This is a genomic window from Bradyrhizobium sp. USDA 4451 (assembly GCF_054822585.1).
Map to the genome: position 1 here is coordinate 4,721,391 of NZ_JBTRCH010000001.1, position 20,680 is coordinate 4,742,070.

The following is a 20,680-nucleotide window of genomic DNA, read 5'->3' on the forward strand; positions in this document are numbered from 1 at the left end:
GATGTGAAGCTTTCACCGCCGTCATTGCGAGGAGCGGTAGCGACGAAGCAATCCATGCTTCCGCGTGTGCCGCGCGATGTATTGCTTCGCTGCGCTCGCAATGACGAAGATTGACCCGTCACCCTGAGGAGCGCGAAGCGCGTCTCGAAGGGTCGACGGCCACCGGCGGGGCCGTGCATCCTTCGAGACGCCGCTTCGCGGCTCCTCAGGATGACGGAGTGAGGCCGGCGCCTACGTTACGCCGGAGGCGGCGGCAGGAAGTGGATGTTGTGCTCGGCGGCGAGCCGCACCACGTCGTCCGGGTTCTGTTCCTTCATGTTGTGGATCGCCCAGAACAGGTCGTAGAGCCTCCGCGTCGGCGACACCCAGAACAGCGTCTTGGCCGGCTGCTGCGACTTGTTGAAGATGCCGTGCGGCTTGCCCATCGGCAGCCGCACCAGATCGCCCGGCGTGGCGGATTCATCGGCGCCGTCGAGCATGAAGTCGAGCTTGCCCTCGAGGATGTAGAGATACTCGTCCTGGTCGGGGTGGATATGCGGCGGCACGAAGGTGCCCGGCGGGAAAGTGGCGTGCCAGGAGAAGGAATGCTCGGTGCGGCTCTTCGGCACATAGGTCTGGCCGAGGATGCTCCAGGAAATACCCTGCATGCCCTCATTGGCGCGAGTGATGCCGGCGATCTCGTCTTTCATGGCTGTCGTTTCTCCTGTGATTTACTTGGCGGCGCAGTCCTTGGCGTAACGGTCGCCGTAGTTCGAAAACACCTTTTCGACGATCTCGGTCTGGAATTTGCCGTCCGGCCGCTTCGCGACCTTGGTGAGGTAGAAATCCTGGATCGGATAGCCGTTGTTGTTGAACTTGAAGTTACCGCGCAGCGAGGTGAAGTCGGCCTTCTTCAGTGCGGCGGCGACCGCATCCTTGTTGGAGAGGTCGCCCTTCACGGCCTTGACCGCGCTGTGGATCAACAGCGCCGCGTCATAGGCCTGCATGGCATAGGTGCCGGGTACGCCGTTATAGGCCGCCTCATAGGCCGCGACGAATTTCTTGCTCTGCGGATTATCGAGGTTGGGCGCCCAGTTGGCGCCGCCGAACATGCCGACCGCGGCGTCCTGCTGCGCGGGCAGGGTCGATTCGTCGACGGTGAAGGCGGACAGCACCGGCACGGTGGCGCCGGCCTGCTTGTACTGTTTGACGAGGTTGACGCCCATGCCGCCCGGCATGAAGGTGAACAGCGCATCCGGCTTCTGGGCGGCGATCTTGGACAGCTCCGGCTGGAAATCCAGCGTATTCAGCGGCGTGTAGGATTCCTCCGTGATCTCGCCCTTGTAGTCGAGCTTGAATCCGGCGACGGAGTCGCGGCCGGCCTGATAATTCGGCACCAGCAGGTAGACGCGCTTGTAGCCGCGGTCCTGCGCCACCTTGCCGAGGATCTCGTGCACCTGGTCGTTCTGATACGACGTCACATAGAAGAACGGATTGCACTCCTTGCCGGCGTAGCTGGAGGGGCCGGCATTCGGGCTGATCAGGAAGGTCTTGCTGTCGGTGACCGGTCGGTGGATCGCGAGCAGGATGTTGGAGAAGATCGGGCCGACCACGAAATCGACCTTGTCGCGCTCGAGCAGGCCGCGCACCTTGACCACGGCAGCGTCGGGCTTCAGCTCGTCATCGGCGTTGACGATCTCGACCTCGCGGCCGGCCATCTTGCCGCCGAGATCTTTCACGGCGAGGGCAAAGCCGTCACGAACCTGCTGGCCGAGAGCCGCGGCAGGGCCGGAGGTCGTGACCAGCACGCCGATCTTGATCTTCTCCTGTGCGGATGCCGGGGTCGCCGCAGTACCGAGCAGCGCCGCCAATCCCACGAGCTTCGTCAGATGTTTCATGTTTCTCCCCCAAACCGCCGGCCCGATGCCTCGGCCCGCTTTATTTGGCCTCAGCTTAGTCTGACGCGCGCGACCGCCGCAAGCGATGTGACATTGCGTCAGGTTACCAGTAGCGCAACATGCAAGCGCCGCGCCAATTGCTTGAAGTTTAAAGAAATTGCGGGATCGCGCCGGGAGTTCAGGCAAGATTCGCAATTGTCCTTGCGGCGCGTCGCGAATTGCTTGAAGCTCAAAACAACCGGTCCGACCGGAACCCGCCGCGGAGGCACGATCGCCGCATGATCCTCGATTCCGAAACCAAAGCCGTCGAACTGCCAGACGATCACGGCACCGAGCTCAGGCTGTGGCTGCGGCTCTTGACCTGCACCACGCTGATTGAAGGCGAGGTGCGCAGCCAGTTGCGCGAGAAGTTCGACGTCACGCTGCCGCGCTTCGACCTGATGGCGCAGCTCGACAAGGTGTCCGACGGCATGACGCTGTCGGACCTCTCGAAGCGGATGATGGTCTCCAACGGCAACGTCACCGGGCTGGTCGAGCGTCTGGTTGAGTCAGGCCATCTCGACCGCCGCACCTCGGAGACCGATCGCCGCGTGCAATTCATCCGGCTCACAAAGCTTGGACGGGCCGAATTCCGCAAGATGGCGGCCGAGCACGAGAAATGGATCGCCGATATTTTCGGCGACTTGTCGCCGAAGGATATCCGCGAATTGATGCGGCTGCTCGCCAAGGCCAAGGGCTCGGCCCAGCGCTCCGCCAAGGCAAGGACTGCTTAAACCGTGAGCGGGATCGATTACGAGGTCGAATACAACAACCGGGCCCGGGTGCCGGAAAACCCGGCGCTGATGGCCGGCTGGGCGAGGGACTCCGCGGCCTATCGCGAGCAGCATCCGCCGCGGCGGCTGAGCTATGGCCCGGGCGGCCGCAACGTCATCGATCTGTTCGAGGGCACTGGCGACGGGCCGCTCGTGGTCTTCATCCATGGCGGCTACTGGCAGGCGCTCGACGGCTCGTCGTCGAGCCACTGCGCGCGCGGCCTCAACGGCCACGGCATCGGCGTCGCGGTGCCGAGCTACGATCTTTGCCCCACCGTTTCGGTCGCCGACATCATCGGCGAGATGCGCGCGGCGTGCCGTGAACTTGCAAAACTCGGCCGGCCGCTGGTCGTGTCGGGGCACTCCGCCGGCGGACATCTTGCCGCATGCATGCTGGCGACCGATTGGCCGGCATACGATGCGGCGCTGCCGAACGATCTGGTCAGGGCTGCTTACGCGATCTCCGGCCTATTCGAGCTCGAGCCGCTGGTCGGCACCTCCATCAACAAGGCGCTCGGCCTTGACCGCGACGCAGCAAGGGCGGTGAGCCCGCTGCTCTGGAAAGCTCCTCCCGGCGCGACGCTCGATGCCGTGGTCGGCGGCGCCGAGAGCGCCGAATATCACCGCCAGAGCCGGACCATCGTCGATGCCTGGGGCGGAGCAGGCGTGACAACGCGGTTCGGCATTGTGCCCGACGCCAATCATTTCACCGCGATCGCGCCGCTCGCCGACCCGGAGTCGGAGATGGTGGCGCGACTGAAGCAGCTTACACAAATCTGAGAGTCCAGGGGATCGCAGCTATTCTCCACACTTGCGCCGAATTATTTTAAGTATAAAATGATTGGCGCTTGGAACGCTGCCGGGCGTCCTCGATACGATGTTGGTCTTTGGTCTTTCTGGATGGAAAGCGAGGGGCAATCGAATGTCAGGTGAATTTCCCGGGCTCGGCCCATCCGGGCATGTCGACGATTTCGCGCGGCGCAACCTGCCGCCATCGGAGCAATGGCCGCAGCTGCTGCTCGACCGGCCGGAGTTCAACTATCCCGACTATCTCAACGCCGCGGTGGAGCTGACCGACCGCATCGTCGAGCAGGGGATGGGCGATCGTATCGCGCTGATCGGCAATGGCCGTCAACGCACCTACAAGGAACTGACCGACTGGTCGAACCGCCTCGCGCATGCGCTGGTGGAGAATTACGGGGTCAAGCCCGGCAATCGCGTGCTGATCCGCTCCGGCAACAATCCGGCGCTGGTTGCGGCCTGGCTCGCGGCGACCAAGGCCGGCGCCGTCGTCGTCAACACCATGCCGATGCTGCGCGCGGGCGAACTCGCCAAGATCGTCGACAAGGCCGAGATTACGCTGGCGCTGACCGACAGCCGGATCGCGGACGAGCTGGTGGCCTGCGCCAAGACCAGCAAATTCCTCAAGCAGGTGGTCAATTTCGACGGCACGCAAAACCACGATGCCGAGCTCGACCGGATCGCGCTGAACAAGCCGGTCAAGTTCGATGCCGTGAAAACCGGCCGCGACGACGTCGCGCTGCTCGGCTTCACGTCGGGCACCACCGGCGAGCCCAAGGCGACCATGCATTTCCACCGCGATCTCCTGATCGTCGCGGACGGCTATGCGCGGGAAGTGCTGAAGGTGACGCCGGACGATGTGTTCGTCGGCTCGCCGCCGCTGGCCTTCACCTTCGGCCTCGGCGGGCTTGCGATCTTTCCGCTGCGCTTCGGCGCCACGGCAACGCTGCTGGAGAACGCGGCACCGAGCGAGATGATCCGGATCATCGAGACCTACAAGGCGACCATCTGCTTCACCGCGCCGACCGCCTATCGGGCGATGATGGCCGCGATGGACAAGGGAGCCGATCTGTCGTCGCTGCGGCTCGCGGTCTCGGCCGGCGAGACGCTGCCGGCACCGGTGTTCGAGAGCTGGACCAGCAAGACCGGCAAGCCGATCCTCGACGGCATCGGCAGCACCGAGCTGCTGCATATCTTCATCACCAACCGCGTGGGCAGCGCTGTCGGCGGCACCACCGGCACACCTGTTGCCGGCTACCAGGCGAAGATCGTCGACGAGGACATGAACGAGCTGCCGCCGGGGCAGGTCGGCAAGCTCGCGGTTCGCGGCCCGACCGGCTGCCGCTATCTCGCGGACTCCCGGCAGACCAAATATGTCCGCGACGGCTGGAATATCACCGGCGATGCCTTTGTCAGCGACGAGAACGGCCGGCTGTCCTTCGTGGCGCGGGCCGACGACATGATCATCTCGGCGGGCTACAACATTGCCGGTCCCGAGGTCGAGGCGGCGCTGCTCGGACATCCTGATGTCGCCGAATGCGCCGTGGTCGGCGCGCCCGACGAGGAGCGCGGGCAGATCGTCTCGGCGTTCGTCGTGCTGAAGCAGGGCGCGCGCAACGACGATGCCGAGGTCAAGCTGCTGCAGGATCACGTCAAGGCGACGATCGCGCCCTACAAATATCCCCGCGCGATCGCCTTCGTCGAAACGCTGCCGAAGACCCAGACCGGAAAGATCCAGCGCTTCAGGCTGCGCGAGGCAAGCTGAAGGCGACGGCCGCTGGCCGTCGCCCCGAAGAAAGCGACAATGGGTCAATGTGCGCCGGCGCCGCCGGCCGCATTCTTCGGCTTTCCGGTCAGCACGATCGCGATCGCGGCGAACACCAGCACGATGCCGATCACGGCGAAGGTGTCGCTGAAGCCCAGCACGAGCGCCTGCCGCTTGACGATATTGCCGAGCGCCACGATCGCCTGGTTGTGCGCGGTCGCCGGATCGGAGATGCCGTGGCTCAGGAAGTAGTTGGTGACCTCGGCGATCCGGGTGCGCACTTCCTCGCGGCCGAGGTCGACCGACTGGCCGATGATGTTGGAGTGGAACTGCTCGCGCTTGGTGACGATGGTCGAGAGCAGGGCGGTTCCGATCGCGCCGCCGAGGTTGCGCATCATGTTGGAGATGCCGGAGGCCGCGGGCGCATCCTGCGGTGCGACGCTGCCGAGGCTGACCGCCGACAGCGGCGCCAGCATGATCGCCTGGCCGACCGCGCGGACGATGTTCGGGACGAAGAACTGATCGCCGGAATAATCCAGCGACATCTGGATGTTCATGAACGACGAGACCGCAAACAGGATCATACCGGTGAAGGCGATGTAGCGGGCATCGAACCGCTGCATCAGCTTCGGCACCAGCGGGATCAGGATCAGCTGCGGCAGGCCCGTCCAGGCCAGCACCTGGCCGATCTGCTCGGCATTGTAGCGTTGCACCTGGCCGAGATAGGCCGGCAGCAGATAGACCGAGCCGAACAGCGCGAAGCCGACGAACACCGCCGAGATGGTGCCGAAGCCGAAGCTGCGCTGGGTCAACAGGCGCAGCCGGATCAGCGGCTTCTCCACGACGAGCTCGATCCAAACGAACAGAGCGAGGCTGACGGCCGCGATGACCGCGAGCTTGACGATGAAGGGCGAGCCGAACCAGTCGTCCTTGTTGCCTTCCTCGAGCACGGCCTGCAATGACGAGAGGCCGATCGCCATGGTGATAATGCCGAGCCAGTCGCCCTCGCGCAGCAACTGCAGCTGCATCGGCTGCCGTTCCAGCGTGAAATAAAGGGTGATGACCATGACCGCGGTCGGGACCACGTTGACGAAGAAGATGGTCTGCCAGCCATAATTCTCGGTGAGATAGCCGCCGATGGTCGGGCCGATCGCCGGCGCGAAGGTCACGGCAAGCGCGAACATCGCAAGCCCGACCGGCTGTTGCACCTTCGGCAGCTTGGTGAAGACCAGCGTGAATGCCATCGGGATCAACACGCCGCCGAAGAAGCCCTGCAGGCCGCGCATCGCGATCATCGACGGCAGGTCATGGATGAAGGCACAGGCGACGGAGAACGCCGCGAACAGGGTGGCGAAGCCGATGATGATCTTGCGGAACGAGAACACCCGGCTGAGATAGTCGGTCAGCGGGATCACCACGATCTCGCCGATCAGATAGGACGTCGAGATCCAGGAGCCGTTGTCGACGCCGGTTCCGATACCACCCTCGATGTTGAGCAGCGAAGCGTTGGTGATCTGGATGTTGAGGATCGCCATGAAGGCGCCGATCATCGCGGCGACGATGGAGATCCAGACGGCCATGCTGGCCCGGTTGGGATCGGCTGTGACCGCCGCTGCGCGCGGCGCAGCGGCCGGGGAGGAGAGCGCGAGGTCGGACATGACATCACCTGTTTTGGTATCGTTTACTTGAACGAGGCGACTGCGAACTTGGGAGAGGCGCTGGAGCGCGGCGCCTCGACCGGTTGCGATGCGGTCGCGATGCTCGGGATGACAGACATGCCGGGCCGCAACTCGACCGGCGTTGCGTCGAGCGCGATCTTCACCGGGATGCGCTGCACCACCTTGGTGAAATTGCCGGTGGCATTATCAGGCGGCAGCAGCGCGAATTCCTGGCCGCTGGCTGGCGCCAGGCTGTCGACATGGCCGCGCACCACCTGTCCCGGGAACATGTCGACCGCAATCTCGACCGGCTGGCCCTTGCGGACATTGGTGAGCTGCGTCTCCTTGTAATTCGCGATCACATAGGCGCCGGTGGCCGGCACCAGCGACATCAGCTGCGTGCCGGCCTGCACGAACTGGCCGGTGCGCAAGGTGCGGTTGCCGACCACGCCGTCGATCGGGGCCGTGATGGTGGTGTAGCCGAGGTTCAACTCGGCCTGATGCTGGAGCGCGGTGGCGCGCGCCTGCGCCGCGATGGCCTGGGCAATGTCGGCCTTGAGCAGCTCGACCTGACGCAGCGCGGAGGCGAGATTTGCGGTATCGCGGGCGACGACGGCCTGTGCGCCGGCGTAGCGTGACTGCGCCTGCTGCGCGTTCTGCACGCTGCCGAAGCCGGTGCCGGCGAGATCGGTGTAGCGCTTGTTCTCCTGCTCGGCAAAAGTCTGGTTCGCGGTGTCGACCGCCAGCGTCGCGCGGGCCGCTTCGATCACGGATTGCTGCACGTCGAGCTGCGCGCGCTTGCTGGTGATCGCAGCGTCCGCGGCGGCGACGTCGGCCTTGGCCTGATCGAGCGCGACCTTGAAATCGCGTTCGTCGATCCGCGCCAGGATCTGGCCGGCGCGCACATGCTCGTTGTCGCCGACCAGCACCGCGCTGAGATAGCCGGAAACCTTCGGCGCGATCGTCGTGTTATCCGCCTTCACATAGGCGTCGTCGGTCGAGATCTGGAAGCGGCCGACCGTCCAGTAGTCCCAACCGTACCAGGCGCCGCCCGCGAGGACGGCAAGCGCTGCGCCGGCAAGCAGCAGGCGGCGGAGCGTGCCCTTGGCGGCAGGAGGTTTTGCGGCTCCGGGGGTGGCGATCAACTGCTTGGCGGTCTCGGCCGGAACCTGGCTCTCGGCCTTGAATGATGTCTCATGCTGGCTCATGGCGGCGCTCCTGATCCGTTCTATCCCTTTGGAAACCTTGCCAATCTCGGCATTCGGTCACGGGGTTAATTAGGAAACTTGATGTTTTCCAAAATAGGGCCCATATTGGGACTGTCAATAGAATGACAGTCATCATCTAAAAGCATGGCTCGCGGATGAACCGGAATGACAAGAACCAGACAGAGCAGGCCGCACCGGAGCGGCGCGGCCGCGGGCGGCCGCAGCTTCGCTCCGACGACGAGACGCGCGCGCTGATCTATGAGGCCGCGCGCCGCGAGTTCTCCGAGCGCGGATTTGCCGCGGCCAATATCGCCGACGTCGCCTGCCGCGCCGGCGTCTCCACCAAGACGCTCTACCGGTTGATCCCGACCAAGCTGGCGCTGTTCGAAGGCATGGTGACGGACCGGATGGACCGCTTCATATCCAGCGTCAATCTCGGCGCCTGCGACGGCCGCGATATCGCCGCGGCCCTGGAGCGGGCGCTGCTGGCCTGCGCCGAACTCATCCTCGATGCCGAGGTCATCGCGCTTCAGCGCATCATCCTCGCCGACAGCGACAAATTCCCCGACATCGCCGAGACGTTCTACGAGAAGGCCATGCAGCGGTCGATCGCCGCGCTGGCGAGCTGGCTCGGCGTGCAGCAGCGGCGAGGGCGGATCGTGCTCGATGATGTCGAGGCGGCCGCAGGCATGCTGCTCGGCATGCTCGTGTTCAAGCCGCAGCGCGACGTGATGTTCGGGCACAAGCCCGCGCCGCTGCACAGCGAGATGGAGGCGCGCGCCAAAGCCTGCGCGGCTCTCTTCCTGTCCGGATGTGCCGCGCCGGCCGACCGGAGCAAACAACCGCGCGGAGATGCGTGATGTCGGAGCGGGCCGCTTACTTGGCCGCGACCGCCGATGCGGGAGGCTGGGTCAGCACCTGGCGGATCATCCGCGCCAGATCGGCTTTGCGATAAGGCTTCGGCAGCAGCGTCACGTCGGGATCGAGACGGCCGTGATGGATGATCGCGTCCTCGGTATAGCCCGAAGTGAACAGCACGCGCACCGAGGGCAGCCTGGCGATCACGGCATCGGCGACCTGCCGGCCGTTCATGCCGCCGGACATAATGACGTCGGTGAACAGCACGTCGCAGACGAAGCCCTTGTCGACGGCCGCCAGGGCTTCCGGGCCGTTGGCGGTGACCATGGTGCGGTAGCCGAGCTGCTCGAGCTGGGCGCTGACATAGTTGCGGACCAGCGGATCGTCCTCAACGACCAGGATGGATTCATGGCCGCCGCGGGTGTCGACCGCAGGCGGCGGCTCGACGTCGACCATGTCGCCCATGCTGCGCGGCAGATAGAGCTTGATCGAGGTGCCGTGGCCCTCCTCGGAATAGATCTTGAGATGGCCGTCGGACTGCTTGATGAAGCCGTAGACCATGCTGAGCCCGAGCCCGGTGCCCTTGCCGGTGTCCTTGGTGGTGAAGAACGGCTCGAACACCTTGTCGCGGATCGCTGCCGGGATTCCGCCGCCGGTGTCGCTGACCGCGACCATCACATATTCACCCGCCCGCACATCTGGATTGGCGGCGGCATAGACCTCGTCGAGGATGACGTTGCTGGTCTCCAGCATCAGCTTGCCGCCGTCGGGCATCGCATCGCGGGCATTGACGGCGAGATTGAGCAGCGCGGTCGCCATGTGGTTGGGGTCGATGAAGGCCGGCCAGGCGTCGGGCTCGAGCGCGGTATCGATCTCGATCTGCTCGCCGAGCGAGGGGCGCAGCAGCCGCGCGGTGTCCTGCACCAGCGTGTTGAGATCGGCTTCGCGTGGTTGCAGCGGCTGCTGCCGCGAGAACGCCAGCAGATGCTTGGTCACCTCGGCGCCGCGAAAGGCCGCATCGCTGATCATCTTGGTGACCGACGACAGCGCGGCATCGTGCTCGACGGCCTCGGCGAGGATGTCGATCAGGCCGGTGATGACGGTCAGGATGTTGTTGAAGTCGTGCGCGATGCCGCCGGTGAGGTGGCCGACGGCTTCCATCTTCTGCACTTGGCGCAGCTTCTGCTCGGCTTCGAGCTGCTCGCGGGCGGCCTCGACCTCGCGCGCGCGCATGAAGATCTCGGCTTCCATCTGCTCGGTGCGCTCGCGCAGCCGGTCGGTCAGTTCGGCCTGCTCGGCGCCGCGCTGCTTCAGCTGAATGAAGCTGGTGACGTCCTCGACCCGATGGATGATGTAGGTGAACTGTCCGGTCGGCCCGAACACCGGCGTATTGCGCGGGCTCCAGAAGCGCTCCTCGAATCCGCCGCCCTCCGATTCGGGCTTGCGGATGTCGTATTTCTGCACCGTCATGGTGTCGGGACGGCGAAACTGGACCACGCGCTCGAGTGAGGCGCGCAGGTTCCGCACGCCGTCGGCGGCCGGATCGTCCGGATTGTCGGGAAATACTTCGAACAACCCGCGTCCAAGGATCGCAGCGCGCTCGGTCCTGGTGGCGCGCAGATAGGCGTCGCTTACTGCCACGATGCGGAAGTCGGGCTGCGTCAGCACCAGATAGAGGCCGGGCGCCGCCTCGAATAACGCCTTGAAGTCAGGCATCGGCGGGGACTGGTTTTGCAGTTCATCCTCCCTCGCAGGGATACGGTCCGCCACTGACCGCACTCAAGATGTGACACGCGTCTGCTGGAACTTCAATGGTTAACATACGGCACCAATTCGATTTTTTCGATCGGTCGATGGTGCGGCGCTAGCGTGAATTGGGCAGATAGCGCCAGCCCTCCTTGCCGAGGAATTCCAGCATGGCCTGTGCCGGCGGCAGCAGGATCTTGTCGGTGCGCCGGATCGCGTGCCACTGCCGGACGATCGGCAGGCCCTTCACCTTGAGCACCACCAGCCGGCCGTCCTCCAGCTCATGGAACACGGTGTGCTGCGAGATGAAGGCGATGCCGAGCCCGGCCATCACGGCCTGCTTGATGGTCTCGTTGCTGTCCATCGCCATGCCGAGCTTCGGCTCCAGTCCGACCCGCTCGAAATATTGCTGCATCAGCATCCGCGTGCCTGACCCTTGCTCGCGGGTGATGAAGGTCTCGTTGGCGAGCTCGGACGGGGCGATGTGCCGGCGCCGCGCCAGCCGATGGTCGGGCGCTGCGATGATGAAGTGCGGATGCCGACCGAGCGGCTTCATCTCGACCTCGACATCGGCCGGCGGCCGGCCCATCACCGCGATGTCGAGATCGTAGCCGCGCAGCGCGTCGCGGATCTCCTCGCGGTTGCCGATCCGCAGCGTGACCTCGATCTTGGGAAAGCGGCGCGAGAACGCCGCGATCGCGAACGGCACGAAGTATTTCGCGGTCGAGACCGCGCCCATCGCGACGCGGCCGCCGCTGCGGCCGGCGATCATGTCGAGCGATTGCTCGCAATCCTTCAGCGCCGCCTCGATCCGCTCCACCAGTGTGAGCACATGCGCGCCGGCATCGGTCAGCGCCATGCCGTCGCCGGTGCGCTGGATCAGCGGCAATCCCGCGAGTGCCTGCAAATTGCGGAGCTGCAGAGTCACCGCCGGCTGGGTCAGGTTCAGCCGGTTTGCCGCCGAGGTGATCGAGCCGGCCTCGTGCAGGGTCGACAGCGCGCGCAGCTGGCGGATGGTCAGGTCCCGCGAGAAGTTGCCGGCCATATCACAAGCTCCATAAGAAATACTTTGCCCGGACCAAAGATAATAAAATTTCCCTAATTGGGCAATTCGCGCGTTGATACGGCTAGGGCGACTCCCTGAGGTCGCCTCTCGAAGCCTCGGGACAGAGGGCGCGATCATAGGGAGAGGCCGGTGGAGATTCGTCCTGCATTGCATGCCCATCTGGAGTGGCCGACGCGGCATAACCCGCTGCGCGCCGCGACCGTGGCGGTGATCGAAGCGCTTGCGGCGGCCGCAATCGAGCTGTCGCGCACCATTGCCGCCGGGCCGCTCGCCGGCATCGGCGGCGACAGCGGCGGCGTCAATCCCGACGGCGATCGCCAGAAGACCATCGACATCGTCGCCGACGGCCTGATGCGCGACGCGCTGCGCACCGCGCCGGTCGCCGCGGTGCTGTCGGAGGAGGCGGAACTGCCGGAGACGCTCGATCCCGATGCGCCGCTTTGCGTCGCGATCGATCCGCTCGATGGATCGGCCAATCTCGAGAACAATATCTCGATCGGCACGATCTTCTCGATCCGGCCGAAGGGCAACGACATCCTCTCGACCTTCTTCGAGCCCGGCACGGCGCAATGCGCCGCCGGCTGCTTCATCTACGGTCCGCAGACCGTGCTGGTGCTGGCGCTCGACCAGTGTGTCGACTGCTTCACGCTGGATCCGCGAAGCGGCGAGTTCGTCCTCACCGCGCGTGACCTGCGGGTGCCGCAGGACGCCTCGGAATTCGCCATCAATGCCTCGAACCGGCGGCACTGGAGCGGCCCGGTGCGCAACTATATCGACGACTGCCTCGCCGGGGTGAACGGCGAGCTTGGGCAGGACTACAACATGCGCTGGATCGGCTCGCTGGTGGCGGAAGCCTACCGCATCCTGATGCGCGGCGGCGTGTTCCTGTATCCGGCGGATGCGCGCCAGGGCTATCGCGAAGGCCGGCTGCGCCTGCTCTACGAGGCGCATCCCATCGCACTGATCATGGAATGGGCCGGCGGCGCCGCGTCGAACGGCCGCTCCCGCATTCTCGAATTGTCGGCACGCACGCCGCATCAACGTGTGCCGCTGATCATGGGATCGACGCGCGCCGTGCGCGACGTCGATGCGATCCACCTGACCGTCGAGCCGTTGTTCGAGAGCAGCGATGCCCCGCTGTTCGCGCGGCGCGGCCTGTTCCGCTGAAGGGGGAACGTATGTCTCGCAGGCATCCCATCATCTCGATCACCGGCTCCTCCGGCGCCGGCACCACCTCGGTGAAGAAGACGTTCGAGAACATCTTCCGCCGCGAGAACGTGATCGCGGCCTATATCGAGGGCGACGCCTTCCACCGCTACGACCGCACCGAGATGCGCAGCCTGATGGCGGAGCGGGCCGAGCACGGCAACAAGCACTTCAGCCATTTCAGCCCCGAGACCAATCTGTTCGAGGAGCTGGAGAAGCTGTTCAGCGACTATGCCGAGACCGGCACCGGAACGACACGGCACTACGTGCACGACGAGGAGGAAGCGCGGCTCTACGGCGCCAAGCCCGGCACCTTCACCGCCTGGGAGGCGCTGCCGGAGAATTCCGACCTGCTGTTCTACGAGGGCCTGCATGGCGCCGTGGTCACCGACAAGGTGAATGTCGCGCAGCACGCCGACCTCAAGATCGGCGTCGTGCCGGTGATCAACCTCGAATGGATCCAGAAGCTGCATCGCGATCGCAGCCATCGCGGCTACTCCACCGAGGCGGTGACCGACACCATCCTGCGCCGCATGCCGGACTACGTGAATTACATCTGCCCGCAATTCACCGAGACCGACATCAACTTCCAGCGCGTGCCGACGGTCGATACGTCGAACCCGTTCATCGCGCGCTGGATCCCGACCCCTGACGAATCGATGGTCGTGATCCGCCTGAAGAACCCGCGCGGCATCGATTTTCCCTATCTGCTCTCGATGATCCCGAACAGCTTCATGTCGCGCGCCAATTCGATCGTGGTGCACGGCGCCAAGCTCGATCTCGCGATGCAGCTGATCCTGACCCCGCTGATCCTGCAACTGATCGAACGAAAGAGGCGAACGATATGACGACCGCACTTGCGTCCGTTGCGAGCCGCCCCGACGTCAGCCATGATGAGATGGCCAATGCCATTCGCTTCCTCGCCATCGACGCGGTGGAGCAGGCGAAATCCGGCCATCCCGGCATGCCGATGGGCATGGCCGATGTCGCGACGGTGCTGTTCACCGACTTCCTGAAGTTCGACCCGGCCGATCCGGCCTGGCCGGACCGCGACCGCCTCGTGCTGTCGGCCGGCCACGGCTCGATGTTGCTCTATGCGCTGCTCTATCTCACCGGCTACGAGAGCATGACGCTCGATCAGCTCAAGGCGTTCCGGCAGTGGGGATCGCAGACCCCGGGACATCCGGAATACGGGCATACGCCCGGCGTCGAGACCACGACCGGGCCACTCGGACAGGGCATTGCGACTGCGGTCGGCATGGCGCTCGCCGAGCGATTGATGAACGCCCGCTTCGGCGACGATCTCGTCGACCACTACACGTACGTGATCGCCGGCGATGGCTGCCTGATGGAAGGCCTCAGCCACGAGGCGATCTCGCTCGCCGGGCATCTGCGGCTGAACCGGCTGATCGTGCTGTTCGACGACAACCGCATCTCGATCGACGGCGCCACCTCGCTGTCCTGTTCGGACGACCAGGCGGCACGGTTTGCGGCGAGCGGCTGGAACGTCAGCCGCATCGACGGCCACGATCCGCAGGCGATCTCCGCGGCGATCCGGCAGGCACGGTCGAGCGATCGCCCGTCGCTGATCGCCTGCCGCACGGTGATTGGGTTCGGTGCGCCGAACCGGCAGGGCAGCGAGAAGGTGCATGGTGCGCCGCTCGGCACCGACGAGGTGACGAAGACCCGCAGCGCGCTGCGCTGGCCGTATCCGGCCTTCGAGGTCCCCGATGCGGTGCTGGCCGAGTGGCGCGAGCTCGGCGGCCGTGGCCGCGACGCGCGACGCGCCTGGATCGAGCGTTCGCGTGCCGCCGGCAAGACCGACAAGGGCGAACGGTCGCCGTTCCACGACGCGCTGAACCGGAAACTGCCCTGCGCCTATACCAAGGCCATGGCGGCGCTCGTCGAACGCTTTGCGACCGAGCAGCCGAAGCTCGCCACGCGACAGGCCTCGCAGCAGGTGATCGACGTGATCGCGGAGGCGCTGCCCAATCTGCTCGGCGGCTCGGCCGATCTGACGCACTCCAACCTCACGCAGGCGAAGTCGCAGGTCCCGGTGCGGCCGGACACGCTCGACGGCAGCTACATCCACTATGGCATCCGCGAGCACGGCATGGCGGCGGCGATGAACGGCATTGCGCTGCATGGCGGCTTCATTCCCTATGGCGGCACCTTCCTGAGCTTCGCCGATTACAGCCGGCCGGCGATCCGCCTCGCTGCGTTGATGGGGATCCGTGTCATCCATGTCATGACTCATGACTCGATCGGGCTCGGCGAGGACGGGCCGACGCATCAGCCGGTCGAGCATCTGGCGGCGCTGCGCGCGATCCCGAACGTGCTGGTGTTCCGTCCGGCCGACGCGGTCGAGACCGCGGAAGCCTGGGATTGTGCGCTGAAGGCAGAGAGTTCGCCGTCGATCCTCTGCCTGTCGCGGCAGGCGCTGCCGACGGTTCGCACCGATATCAAGGACAATCAGGTCGCGCTCGGCGCCTATGTCCTGGTCGAGCCGGCCTTCGCGCGTGACGTCACCCTGATTGCAACGGGTTCGGAGGTGGCGATCACGCTCGAAGCCGCAAGGCTGCTGGCGGAAGACGGGGTACAGGCCGCGGTCGTCTCGGCCCCGTGCTTCGACCTGTTCCGCCAGCAGCCGAGCGACTATCGCGCCCAGGTACTGGGCAGCGCACCGCGCGTCGGCGTGGAAGCTGCGGTCGAAGGCGACTGGGCGCGCTGGCTCGGTGACAACGGGGCGTTCGTCGGCATGACCGGCTTCGGCGCCTCCGCGCCGGCCGACGTGCTGTACCGCGAATTCGGCATCACGCCAGCGGCGGTCAAAGCTGCAGCAAAACAGCTCATGCAACGAGCGAATTGAAAGGAGGACGCCACGATGGCGCGGATCACATTGAGGCAATTGCTGGACCACGCCGCCGAACGCGGCTACGGCGTGCCGGCCTTCAACATCAACAACATGGAGCAAGGCCTCGCCATCATGGAAGCGGCGGCCGGCTGCGATGCGCCGGTCATCATCCAGGCCTCGCGCGGCGCGCGGTCCTATGCCAACGACATCATGCTGGCGAAGATGATCGACGCGCTGGAGGAGATGTATCCGCAGATCCCGCTCTGCCTGCATCTCGATCACGGCAATGAAGAGGCGACCTGTGCCACCGCGATCCGCTACGGCTTCACCTCGGTGATGATGGACGGCTCGCTCAAGGCCGACGCCAAGACCGCGGCCGACTATGACTACAATGTCGACATCACCCGCCGGGTGGTCGACATGGCGCACTGGGTCGGTGCCTCGGTCGAGGGTGAGCTCGGCGTGCTCGGCTCGCTCGAGCATGGCGGCGGCGAGCAGGAGGACGGTCACGGTGTCGAAGGCAAGCTGAGCCAGGATCAACTGCTCACCGATCCCGACCAGGCGGTCGATTTCGTCCGCGCCACCAAGGTCGACGCGCTGGCGATCGCGATGGGCACCTCGCACGGCGCCTACAAGTTCACGCGCAAACCCGACGGCGAGATCCTGGCGATGCGCGTGGTCGAGGAGATCCACACGCGGCTGCCGAACACGCATCTGGTGATGCACGGCTCGTCCTCGGTGCCGCAGCCGCTGCAGGACCTGTTCAACCAGTTCGGCGGCGAGATGCCGCAGACCTGGGGCGTCCCGGTCGAGGAGATCGTCCGCGGCATCAAGCATGGCGTGCGCAAGGTCAATATCGACACCGATTGCCGCCTCGCGATGGCCGCAGCCTTCCGCAAGGTCGCCGTGCAATCGAAGAGCGAGTTCGATCCGCGCAAATTCCTCAAGCCCGCGATGGATGCGCTGCGCGAACTCTGCCGCGACCGCTTCGAGCAGTTCGGCACCGCCGGCAATGCCGCCCGGATCAAGGTGGTGGCGCTGCCTGAAATGGCCCGTCGCTATCGCGCCGGCGCGCTCGATCCGCAGATTGGAAAGATCACCCAGGCCGCCTGAGCAACAGCGGCGAACGACAGGAGATTTTGATGAATATGCAGCAGTCGATCACGGTGCGCGGTAAGGATCGCTACAAGTCCGGCGTGATGGAATACAAGCGGATGGGCTATTGGGAGCCGAACTACGAGCCCAAGGACACCGACGTGATCGCGCTGTTCCGCGTGACGCCGCAGGACGGCGTCGATCCGACCGAAGCCTGCGCGGCGGTGGCGGGTGAATCCTCGACCGCGACCTGGACCGTGGTGTGGACCGACCGGCTGACAGCCGCGGAAAAATACCGAGCGAAGTGCTATCGCGTCGATCCGGTGCCGAACTCGCCGGGCAGCTACTTCGCCTACATCGCCTATGATCTCGATCTGTTCGAGCCGGGCTCGATCTCGAACCTGACGGCCTCGATCATCGGCAACGTGTTCGGCTTCAAGCCGCTGAAGGCGCTGCGGCTTGAGGACATGCGGCTGCCGACCGCCTATGTGAAGACGTTCCAGGGTCCGGCGACGGGCATCGTGGTGGAGCGCGAGCGGCTCGACAAGTTCGGCCGCCCCTTGCTCGGCGCCACCGTGAAGCCGAAGCTCGGCCTGTCCGGCCGCAACTATGGCCGCGTCGTCTATGAGGCGCTGAAAGGCGGGCTCGACTTCACCAAGGACGACGAGAACATCAACTCGCAGCCCTTCATGCACTGGCGCGAGCGCTTCCTGTACTGCATGGAGGCGGTCAACCGCGCGCAGGCCGCGACCGGGGAGATCAAGGGCACCTATCTCAACGTCACCGCGGCGACCATGGAGGACATGTACGAGCGCGCCGAGTTCGCCCATGAGCTCGGCTCCAACATCGTCATGATCGACCTCGTGATCGGCTACACCGCGATCCAGTCGATGGCGAAGTGGGCGCGCAGGAACAACATGATCCTGCATCTGCACCGTGCCGGCCACTCGACCTACACCAGGCAGCGCAGCCACGGTGTCTCGTTCCGCGTGATCGCGAAATGGATGCGGCTCGCCGGTGTGGACCACATCCATGCCGGCACCGTGGTCGGCAAGCTCGAAGGTGACCCGAACACCACGCGCGGCTACTACGATATCTGCCGCGAGGACTTCAACCCGATGCAGCTCGAGCATGGCGTGTTCTTCGACCAGAATTGGGCGAGCCTCAATAAGCTGATGCCGGTGGCCTCCGGCGGCATTCATGCCGGCCAGATGCACCAGCTGCTCGACCTGCTCGGCGAGGACGTCGTGCTGCAATTCGGCGGCGGCACCATCGGCCATCCCCGCGGCATCCAGGCCGGCGCCACTGCGAACCGCGTCGCGCTGGAAGCCATGATCCTCGCCCGCAACGAGGGCCGCGACTACGTCCATGAGGGACCGGAGATCCTGGCCAAGGCGGCGCAGACCTGCACGCCGTTGCGCGAGGCACTCGAGGTCTGGAAGGACGTCACCTTCAATTACGAATCGACGGACGCCCCCGATTTCGTTCCCACGCCGAGCATGGCGGTCTGACAGGAGTTTCTCATGCGCGTGACCCAAGGCTGCTTTTCTTTCCTGCCCGATCTCACCGACGAGCAGATCGCTGCGCAGGTGCAATACTGCCTCGACAAGGGCTGGGCGGTGAACATCGAGTTCACCGACGACCCGCATCCCCGCAACACCTATTGGGACATGTGGGGCCTGCCGATGTTCGACCTGCGCGATGCGGCCGGCATCATGAAGGAGCTCGCCGACTGCCGGCGGGTCTATGGTAACAGCTACATCCGGATATCCGGCTTCGATTCCAGCCATGGCTGGGAGTCGGTTCGGCTGTCCTTCATCGTCAACCGGCCGCGGGAGGAGCCGGGCTTCCGGCTCGACCGCTCGGAGGCTGCCGGACGCAACCTTCGTTACGCGACACATGCCTATGCGGCTGATCGCCCCGAGGGCGAACGCTACGCCGATCATTGACCGCGTCCGGTTGGCAAGCCAGGCGGGTTGCTCCCTCGACCGTCTGGTCCGGATGCACTTCTCCGTCGTCGCCGCAGCGACGACGGAGCTTTTTTCGAAAGCGAGAGGATGATGACGCAAGCGCAAGAACATATCGAACAAGCGATCCGCGAGACGCCGCCGGAGACCATCGACCTCCGGCATGAATTCGCCGACCTCGGCATCGGCGACGTGCTCGACCAGCTCGATTCCGAATTGATCGGCCTGAAGCCGGTGAAGACCCGCATCCGCGAGATCGCCTCGCTGCTTTTGGTCGAACGCATCCGGCAGAAGATGGCGCTGGCGACGACATTCCCGACGCTGCACATGTCGTTCACCGGCAATCCCGGCACCGGCAAGACCACGGTTGCGCTCAGGATGGCCGGCATCCTGCACAAGCTCGGCTTCGTGCGCCGCGGTCACGTCATCAGCGTCACGCGCGACGATCTTGTCGGGCAATATATCGGTCACACCGCGCCGAAGACGAAAGAAATCTTGAAGAAAGCGATGGGCGGCGTGCTGTTCATCGACGAGGCCTATTACCTGTACCGTCCCGAGAACGAGCGCGATTACGGCCAGGAGGCGATCGAGATCCTGTTGCAGATCATGGAGGCCCAGCGCGAGGATCTGGTGGTGATCCTGGCCGGCTATGGCGAGCGCATGGAGAAGTTCTTCCAGAGCAATCCGGGCTTCCGCTCCCGCATCGCGCATCACATCGACTTCCCGGACTATTCGGACGGCGAGCTGCTGTGGATTGCCGAGCTGATGCTGCAGCAACAGAATTATTGTTTCTCCCCCGAGGCACGCGAGGCCTTCACCCGCTACATCGGCATCCGCAAGGAACAGCCGCTGTTCTCCAACGCGCGCTCGATTCGCAACGCGCTCGATCGCATCCGGCTGCGCCAGGCCAACCGGATCGTGGCGAAGCTCGACCGCACGCTGACCGCCGACGACGTGATGTCGATCGAGGCCGGCGACGTGCTGGCCAGCCGCGTATTCGCGAAAGGGGCGGGCGAGGGGCCATGAACCAGGCGCTCGCACTGATCCGGACATCCGGGATGCGCGACATCATTGCGAACGCCCGCGCCTTGATCTTCGATGTCGACGGCACGCTGGCCGAAACCGAGGAGGTGCACCGCCGCGCCTTCAATGAGGCGTTTGCCCAAGCCGGGCTCGACTGGTTCTGGGATCAGGTCACTTACGGGCGGTTGCTCCGGGTGGCCGGCGGCAAGGAGCGGATTCGCGCGTTCGATCAGCGCAATGCGGTTCCGTCGCTGACATTCGCCGACATCGCCGACCTGCACAGGATCAAGACCGCGCGCTACGCAGCGTTGATTGCCGCGGGCGGCTGCCCGTTGCGGCCGGGGGTGCGCGCCTGGCTCGCCGGTGCGCGCCGCCGCGGCCAGCGCCTGGCGATCGCCACGACCACCTCACATGGCAATATCGATGCGCTGCTCTCGGTCGCGCTCGGGCTGGACTGGGCCGGCCTGTTCGAGACGATCGTTGCCGGCGACGACGTGCCGCGAAAGAAGCCGGCTCCCGACGTCTATGTCGAGGTGTTGGCGCGGCTCGCGCTTGGTCCGTCGGATTGCATTGCCGTCGAGGATTCCGGCAACGGCCTCGCTGCTGCGGCGCGGGCGGGCATCCCCACGATCATCACCCGCAGCACCTATTTCAGCGGCGACGATTTTGCCGAGGCGCTGCTGGTCGTCGACGATCTCTCGGAGATCGACGCCTAAGCCACTGTCGCCGGCTGGCAGTTCCGAT

General features: G+C 65.1%; 18 protein-coding genes. 12 read left to right on the top strand and 6 right to left on the bottom strand.

Annotation, left to right across the window (positions count from 1 at the left end):
- Positions 1-236: 236 nt before the first annotated feature.
- Both ACVMB0_RS21650 and ACVMB0_RS21655 read right to left on the bottom strand, forming a co-directional pair.
- Complete coding sequence (locus tag ACVMB0_RS21650; RefSeq protein ID WP_057015936.1) at positions 237-689, bottom strand: cupin domain-containing protein; 453 nt, start codon at positions 687-689, stop codon at positions 237-239.
- A 21-nt stretch (positions 690-710) separates the two neighbouring features.
- Positions 711-1,877 carry an ABC transporter substrate-binding protein gene (locus ACVMB0_RS21655; protein ID WP_461347605.1) on the bottom strand — a complete coding sequence of 389 codons (1,167 nt, stop codon included), beginning with the start codon at positions 1,875-1,877 and terminating at the stop codon, positions 711-713.
- A 278-nt stretch (positions 1,878-2,155) separates the two neighbouring features.
- Here ACVMB0_RS21655 and ACVMB0_RS21660 point away from each other — a divergent pair, with 278 nt between their 5' ends.
- The 3 genes from ACVMB0_RS21660 to ACVMB0_RS21670 all read left to right on the top strand — a co-directional run bounded on the left by ACVMB0_RS21660 (position 2,156) and on the right by ACVMB0_RS21670 (position 5,255).
- Complete coding sequence (locus tag ACVMB0_RS21660) at positions 2,156-2,650, top strand: MarR family winged helix-turn-helix transcriptional regulator (protein ID WP_029080721.1); 495 nt, start codon at positions 2,156-2,158, stop codon at positions 2,648-2,650.
- 3 nt (positions 2,651-2,653) lie between these two features.
- Positions 2,654-3,469, top strand: coding sequence for an alpha/beta hydrolase (locus ACVMB0_RS21665; protein ID WP_461347606.1), 816 nt, complete (start codon positions 2,654-2,656; stop codon positions 3,467-3,469).
- Positions 3,470-3,611: 142 nt separating this feature from the next.
- Entirely contained in the window at positions 3,612-5,255 is a 1,644-nt protein-coding gene (locus tag ACVMB0_RS21670) for a benzoate-CoA ligase family protein (RefSeq protein WP_461347607.1), read from the top strand.
- Positions 5,256-5,299: 44 nt separating this feature from the next.
- Here the strand turns inward: ACVMB0_RS21670 and ACVMB0_RS21675 are convergent, their stop codons facing one another.
- Positions 5,300-6,913: a DHA2 family efflux MFS transporter permease subunit gene (locus ACVMB0_RS21675; protein ID WP_461347608.1), complete on the bottom strand. Its 1,614-nt coding sequence runs from the start codon at positions 6,911-6,913 to the stop codon at positions 5,300-5,302.
- Positions 6,914-6,936: 23 nt separating this feature from the next.
- The gene (locus ACVMB0_RS21680) at positions 6,937-8,121 is read right to left on the bottom strand and encodes an HlyD family secretion protein (RefSeq protein ID WP_461347609.1); all 1,185 of its coding nucleotides are present in this window, start codon (positions 8,119-8,121) and stop codon (positions 6,937-6,939) included.
- A gap of 155 nt (positions 8,122-8,276) precedes the next feature.
- Between ACVMB0_RS21680 and ACVMB0_RS21685 the strand changes: the two genes are divergently transcribed.
- A complete protein-coding gene (locus ACVMB0_RS21685) occupies positions 8,277-8,981 on the top strand; it encodes a TetR/AcrR family transcriptional regulator (protein WP_456755661.1) in 705 nt (234 codons plus the stop codon).
- 16 nt (positions 8,982-8,997) lie between these two features.
- Here the strand turns inward: ACVMB0_RS21685 and ACVMB0_RS21690 are convergent, their stop codons facing one another.
- Positions 8,998-10,695: an ATP-binding protein gene (locus tag ACVMB0_RS21690; RefSeq protein ID WP_456755660.1), complete on the bottom strand. Its 1,698-nt coding sequence runs from the start codon at positions 10,693-10,695 to the stop codon at positions 8,998-9,000.
- A gap of 148 nt (positions 10,696-10,843) precedes the next feature.
- Positions 10,844-11,770 carry a LysR family transcriptional regulator gene (locus tag ACVMB0_RS21695; protein WP_456755659.1) on the bottom strand — a complete coding sequence of 309 codons (927 nt, stop codon included), beginning with the start codon at positions 11,768-11,770 and terminating at the stop codon, positions 10,844-10,846.
- A 156-nt stretch (positions 11,771-11,926) separates the two neighbouring features.
- Here ACVMB0_RS21695 and ACVMB0_RS21700 point away from each other — a divergent pair, with 156 nt between their 5' ends.
- The 8 genes from ACVMB0_RS21700 to ACVMB0_RS21735 all read left to right on the top strand — a co-directional run bounded on the left by ACVMB0_RS21700 (position 11,927) and on the right by ACVMB0_RS21735 (position 20,652).
- A complete protein-coding gene (locus tag ACVMB0_RS21700) occupies positions 11,927-12,958 on the top strand; it encodes a class 1 fructose-bisphosphatase (protein WP_461349693.1) in 1,032 nt (343 codons plus the stop codon).
- An 11-nt stretch (positions 12,959-12,969) separates the two neighbouring features.
- Complete coding sequence (locus ACVMB0_RS21705) at positions 12,970-13,845, top strand: phosphoribulokinase (protein ID WP_456755658.1); 876 nt, start codon at positions 12,970-12,972, stop codon at positions 13,843-13,845.
- A complete protein-coding gene (gene tkt / locus ACVMB0_RS21710) occupies positions 13,842-15,866 on the top strand; it encodes a transketolase (protein WP_461347610.1) in 2,025 nt (674 codons plus the stop codon). Before ACVMB0_RS21705 ends, tkt begins: the two co-directional genes overlap by 4 nt.
- A gap of 15 nt (positions 15,867-15,881) precedes the next feature.
- Positions 15,882-16,964, top strand: a complete 1,083-nt coding sequence (gene fba, locus ACVMB0_RS21715; RefSeq protein WP_461347611.1) for a class II fructose-bisphosphate aldolase — start codon at positions 15,882-15,884, stop codon at positions 16,962-16,964.
- Positions 16,965-16,999: 35 nt separating this feature from the next.
- On the top strand, positions 17,000-18,457 hold the full coding sequence (locus tag ACVMB0_RS21720; protein WP_456756576.1) for a form I ribulose bisphosphate carboxylase large subunit: 1,458 nt from the start codon (positions 17,000-17,002) through the stop codon (positions 18,455-18,457).
- A gap of 12 nt (positions 18,458-18,469) precedes the next feature.
- The gene (locus ACVMB0_RS21725) at positions 18,470-18,895 is read left to right on the top strand and encodes a ribulose bisphosphate carboxylase small subunit (RefSeq protein ID WP_456755655.1); all 426 of its coding nucleotides are present in this window, start codon (positions 18,470-18,472) and stop codon (positions 18,893-18,895) included.
- A gap of 111 nt (positions 18,896-19,006) precedes the next feature.
- Positions 19,007-19,939 (top strand): CbbX protein, encoded by a 933-nt coding sequence (gene cbbX / locus ACVMB0_RS21730; protein ID WP_461347612.1) that lies wholly within the window; start codon positions 19,007-19,009, stop codon positions 19,937-19,939.
- A complete protein-coding gene (locus ACVMB0_RS21735; protein WP_461347613.1) occupies positions 19,936-20,652 on the top strand; it encodes an HAD family hydrolase in 717 nt (238 codons plus the stop codon). Before cbbX ends, ACVMB0_RS21735 begins: the two co-directional genes overlap by 4 nt.
- The last annotated feature ends 28 nt before the right edge of the window (positions 20,653-20,680 follow it).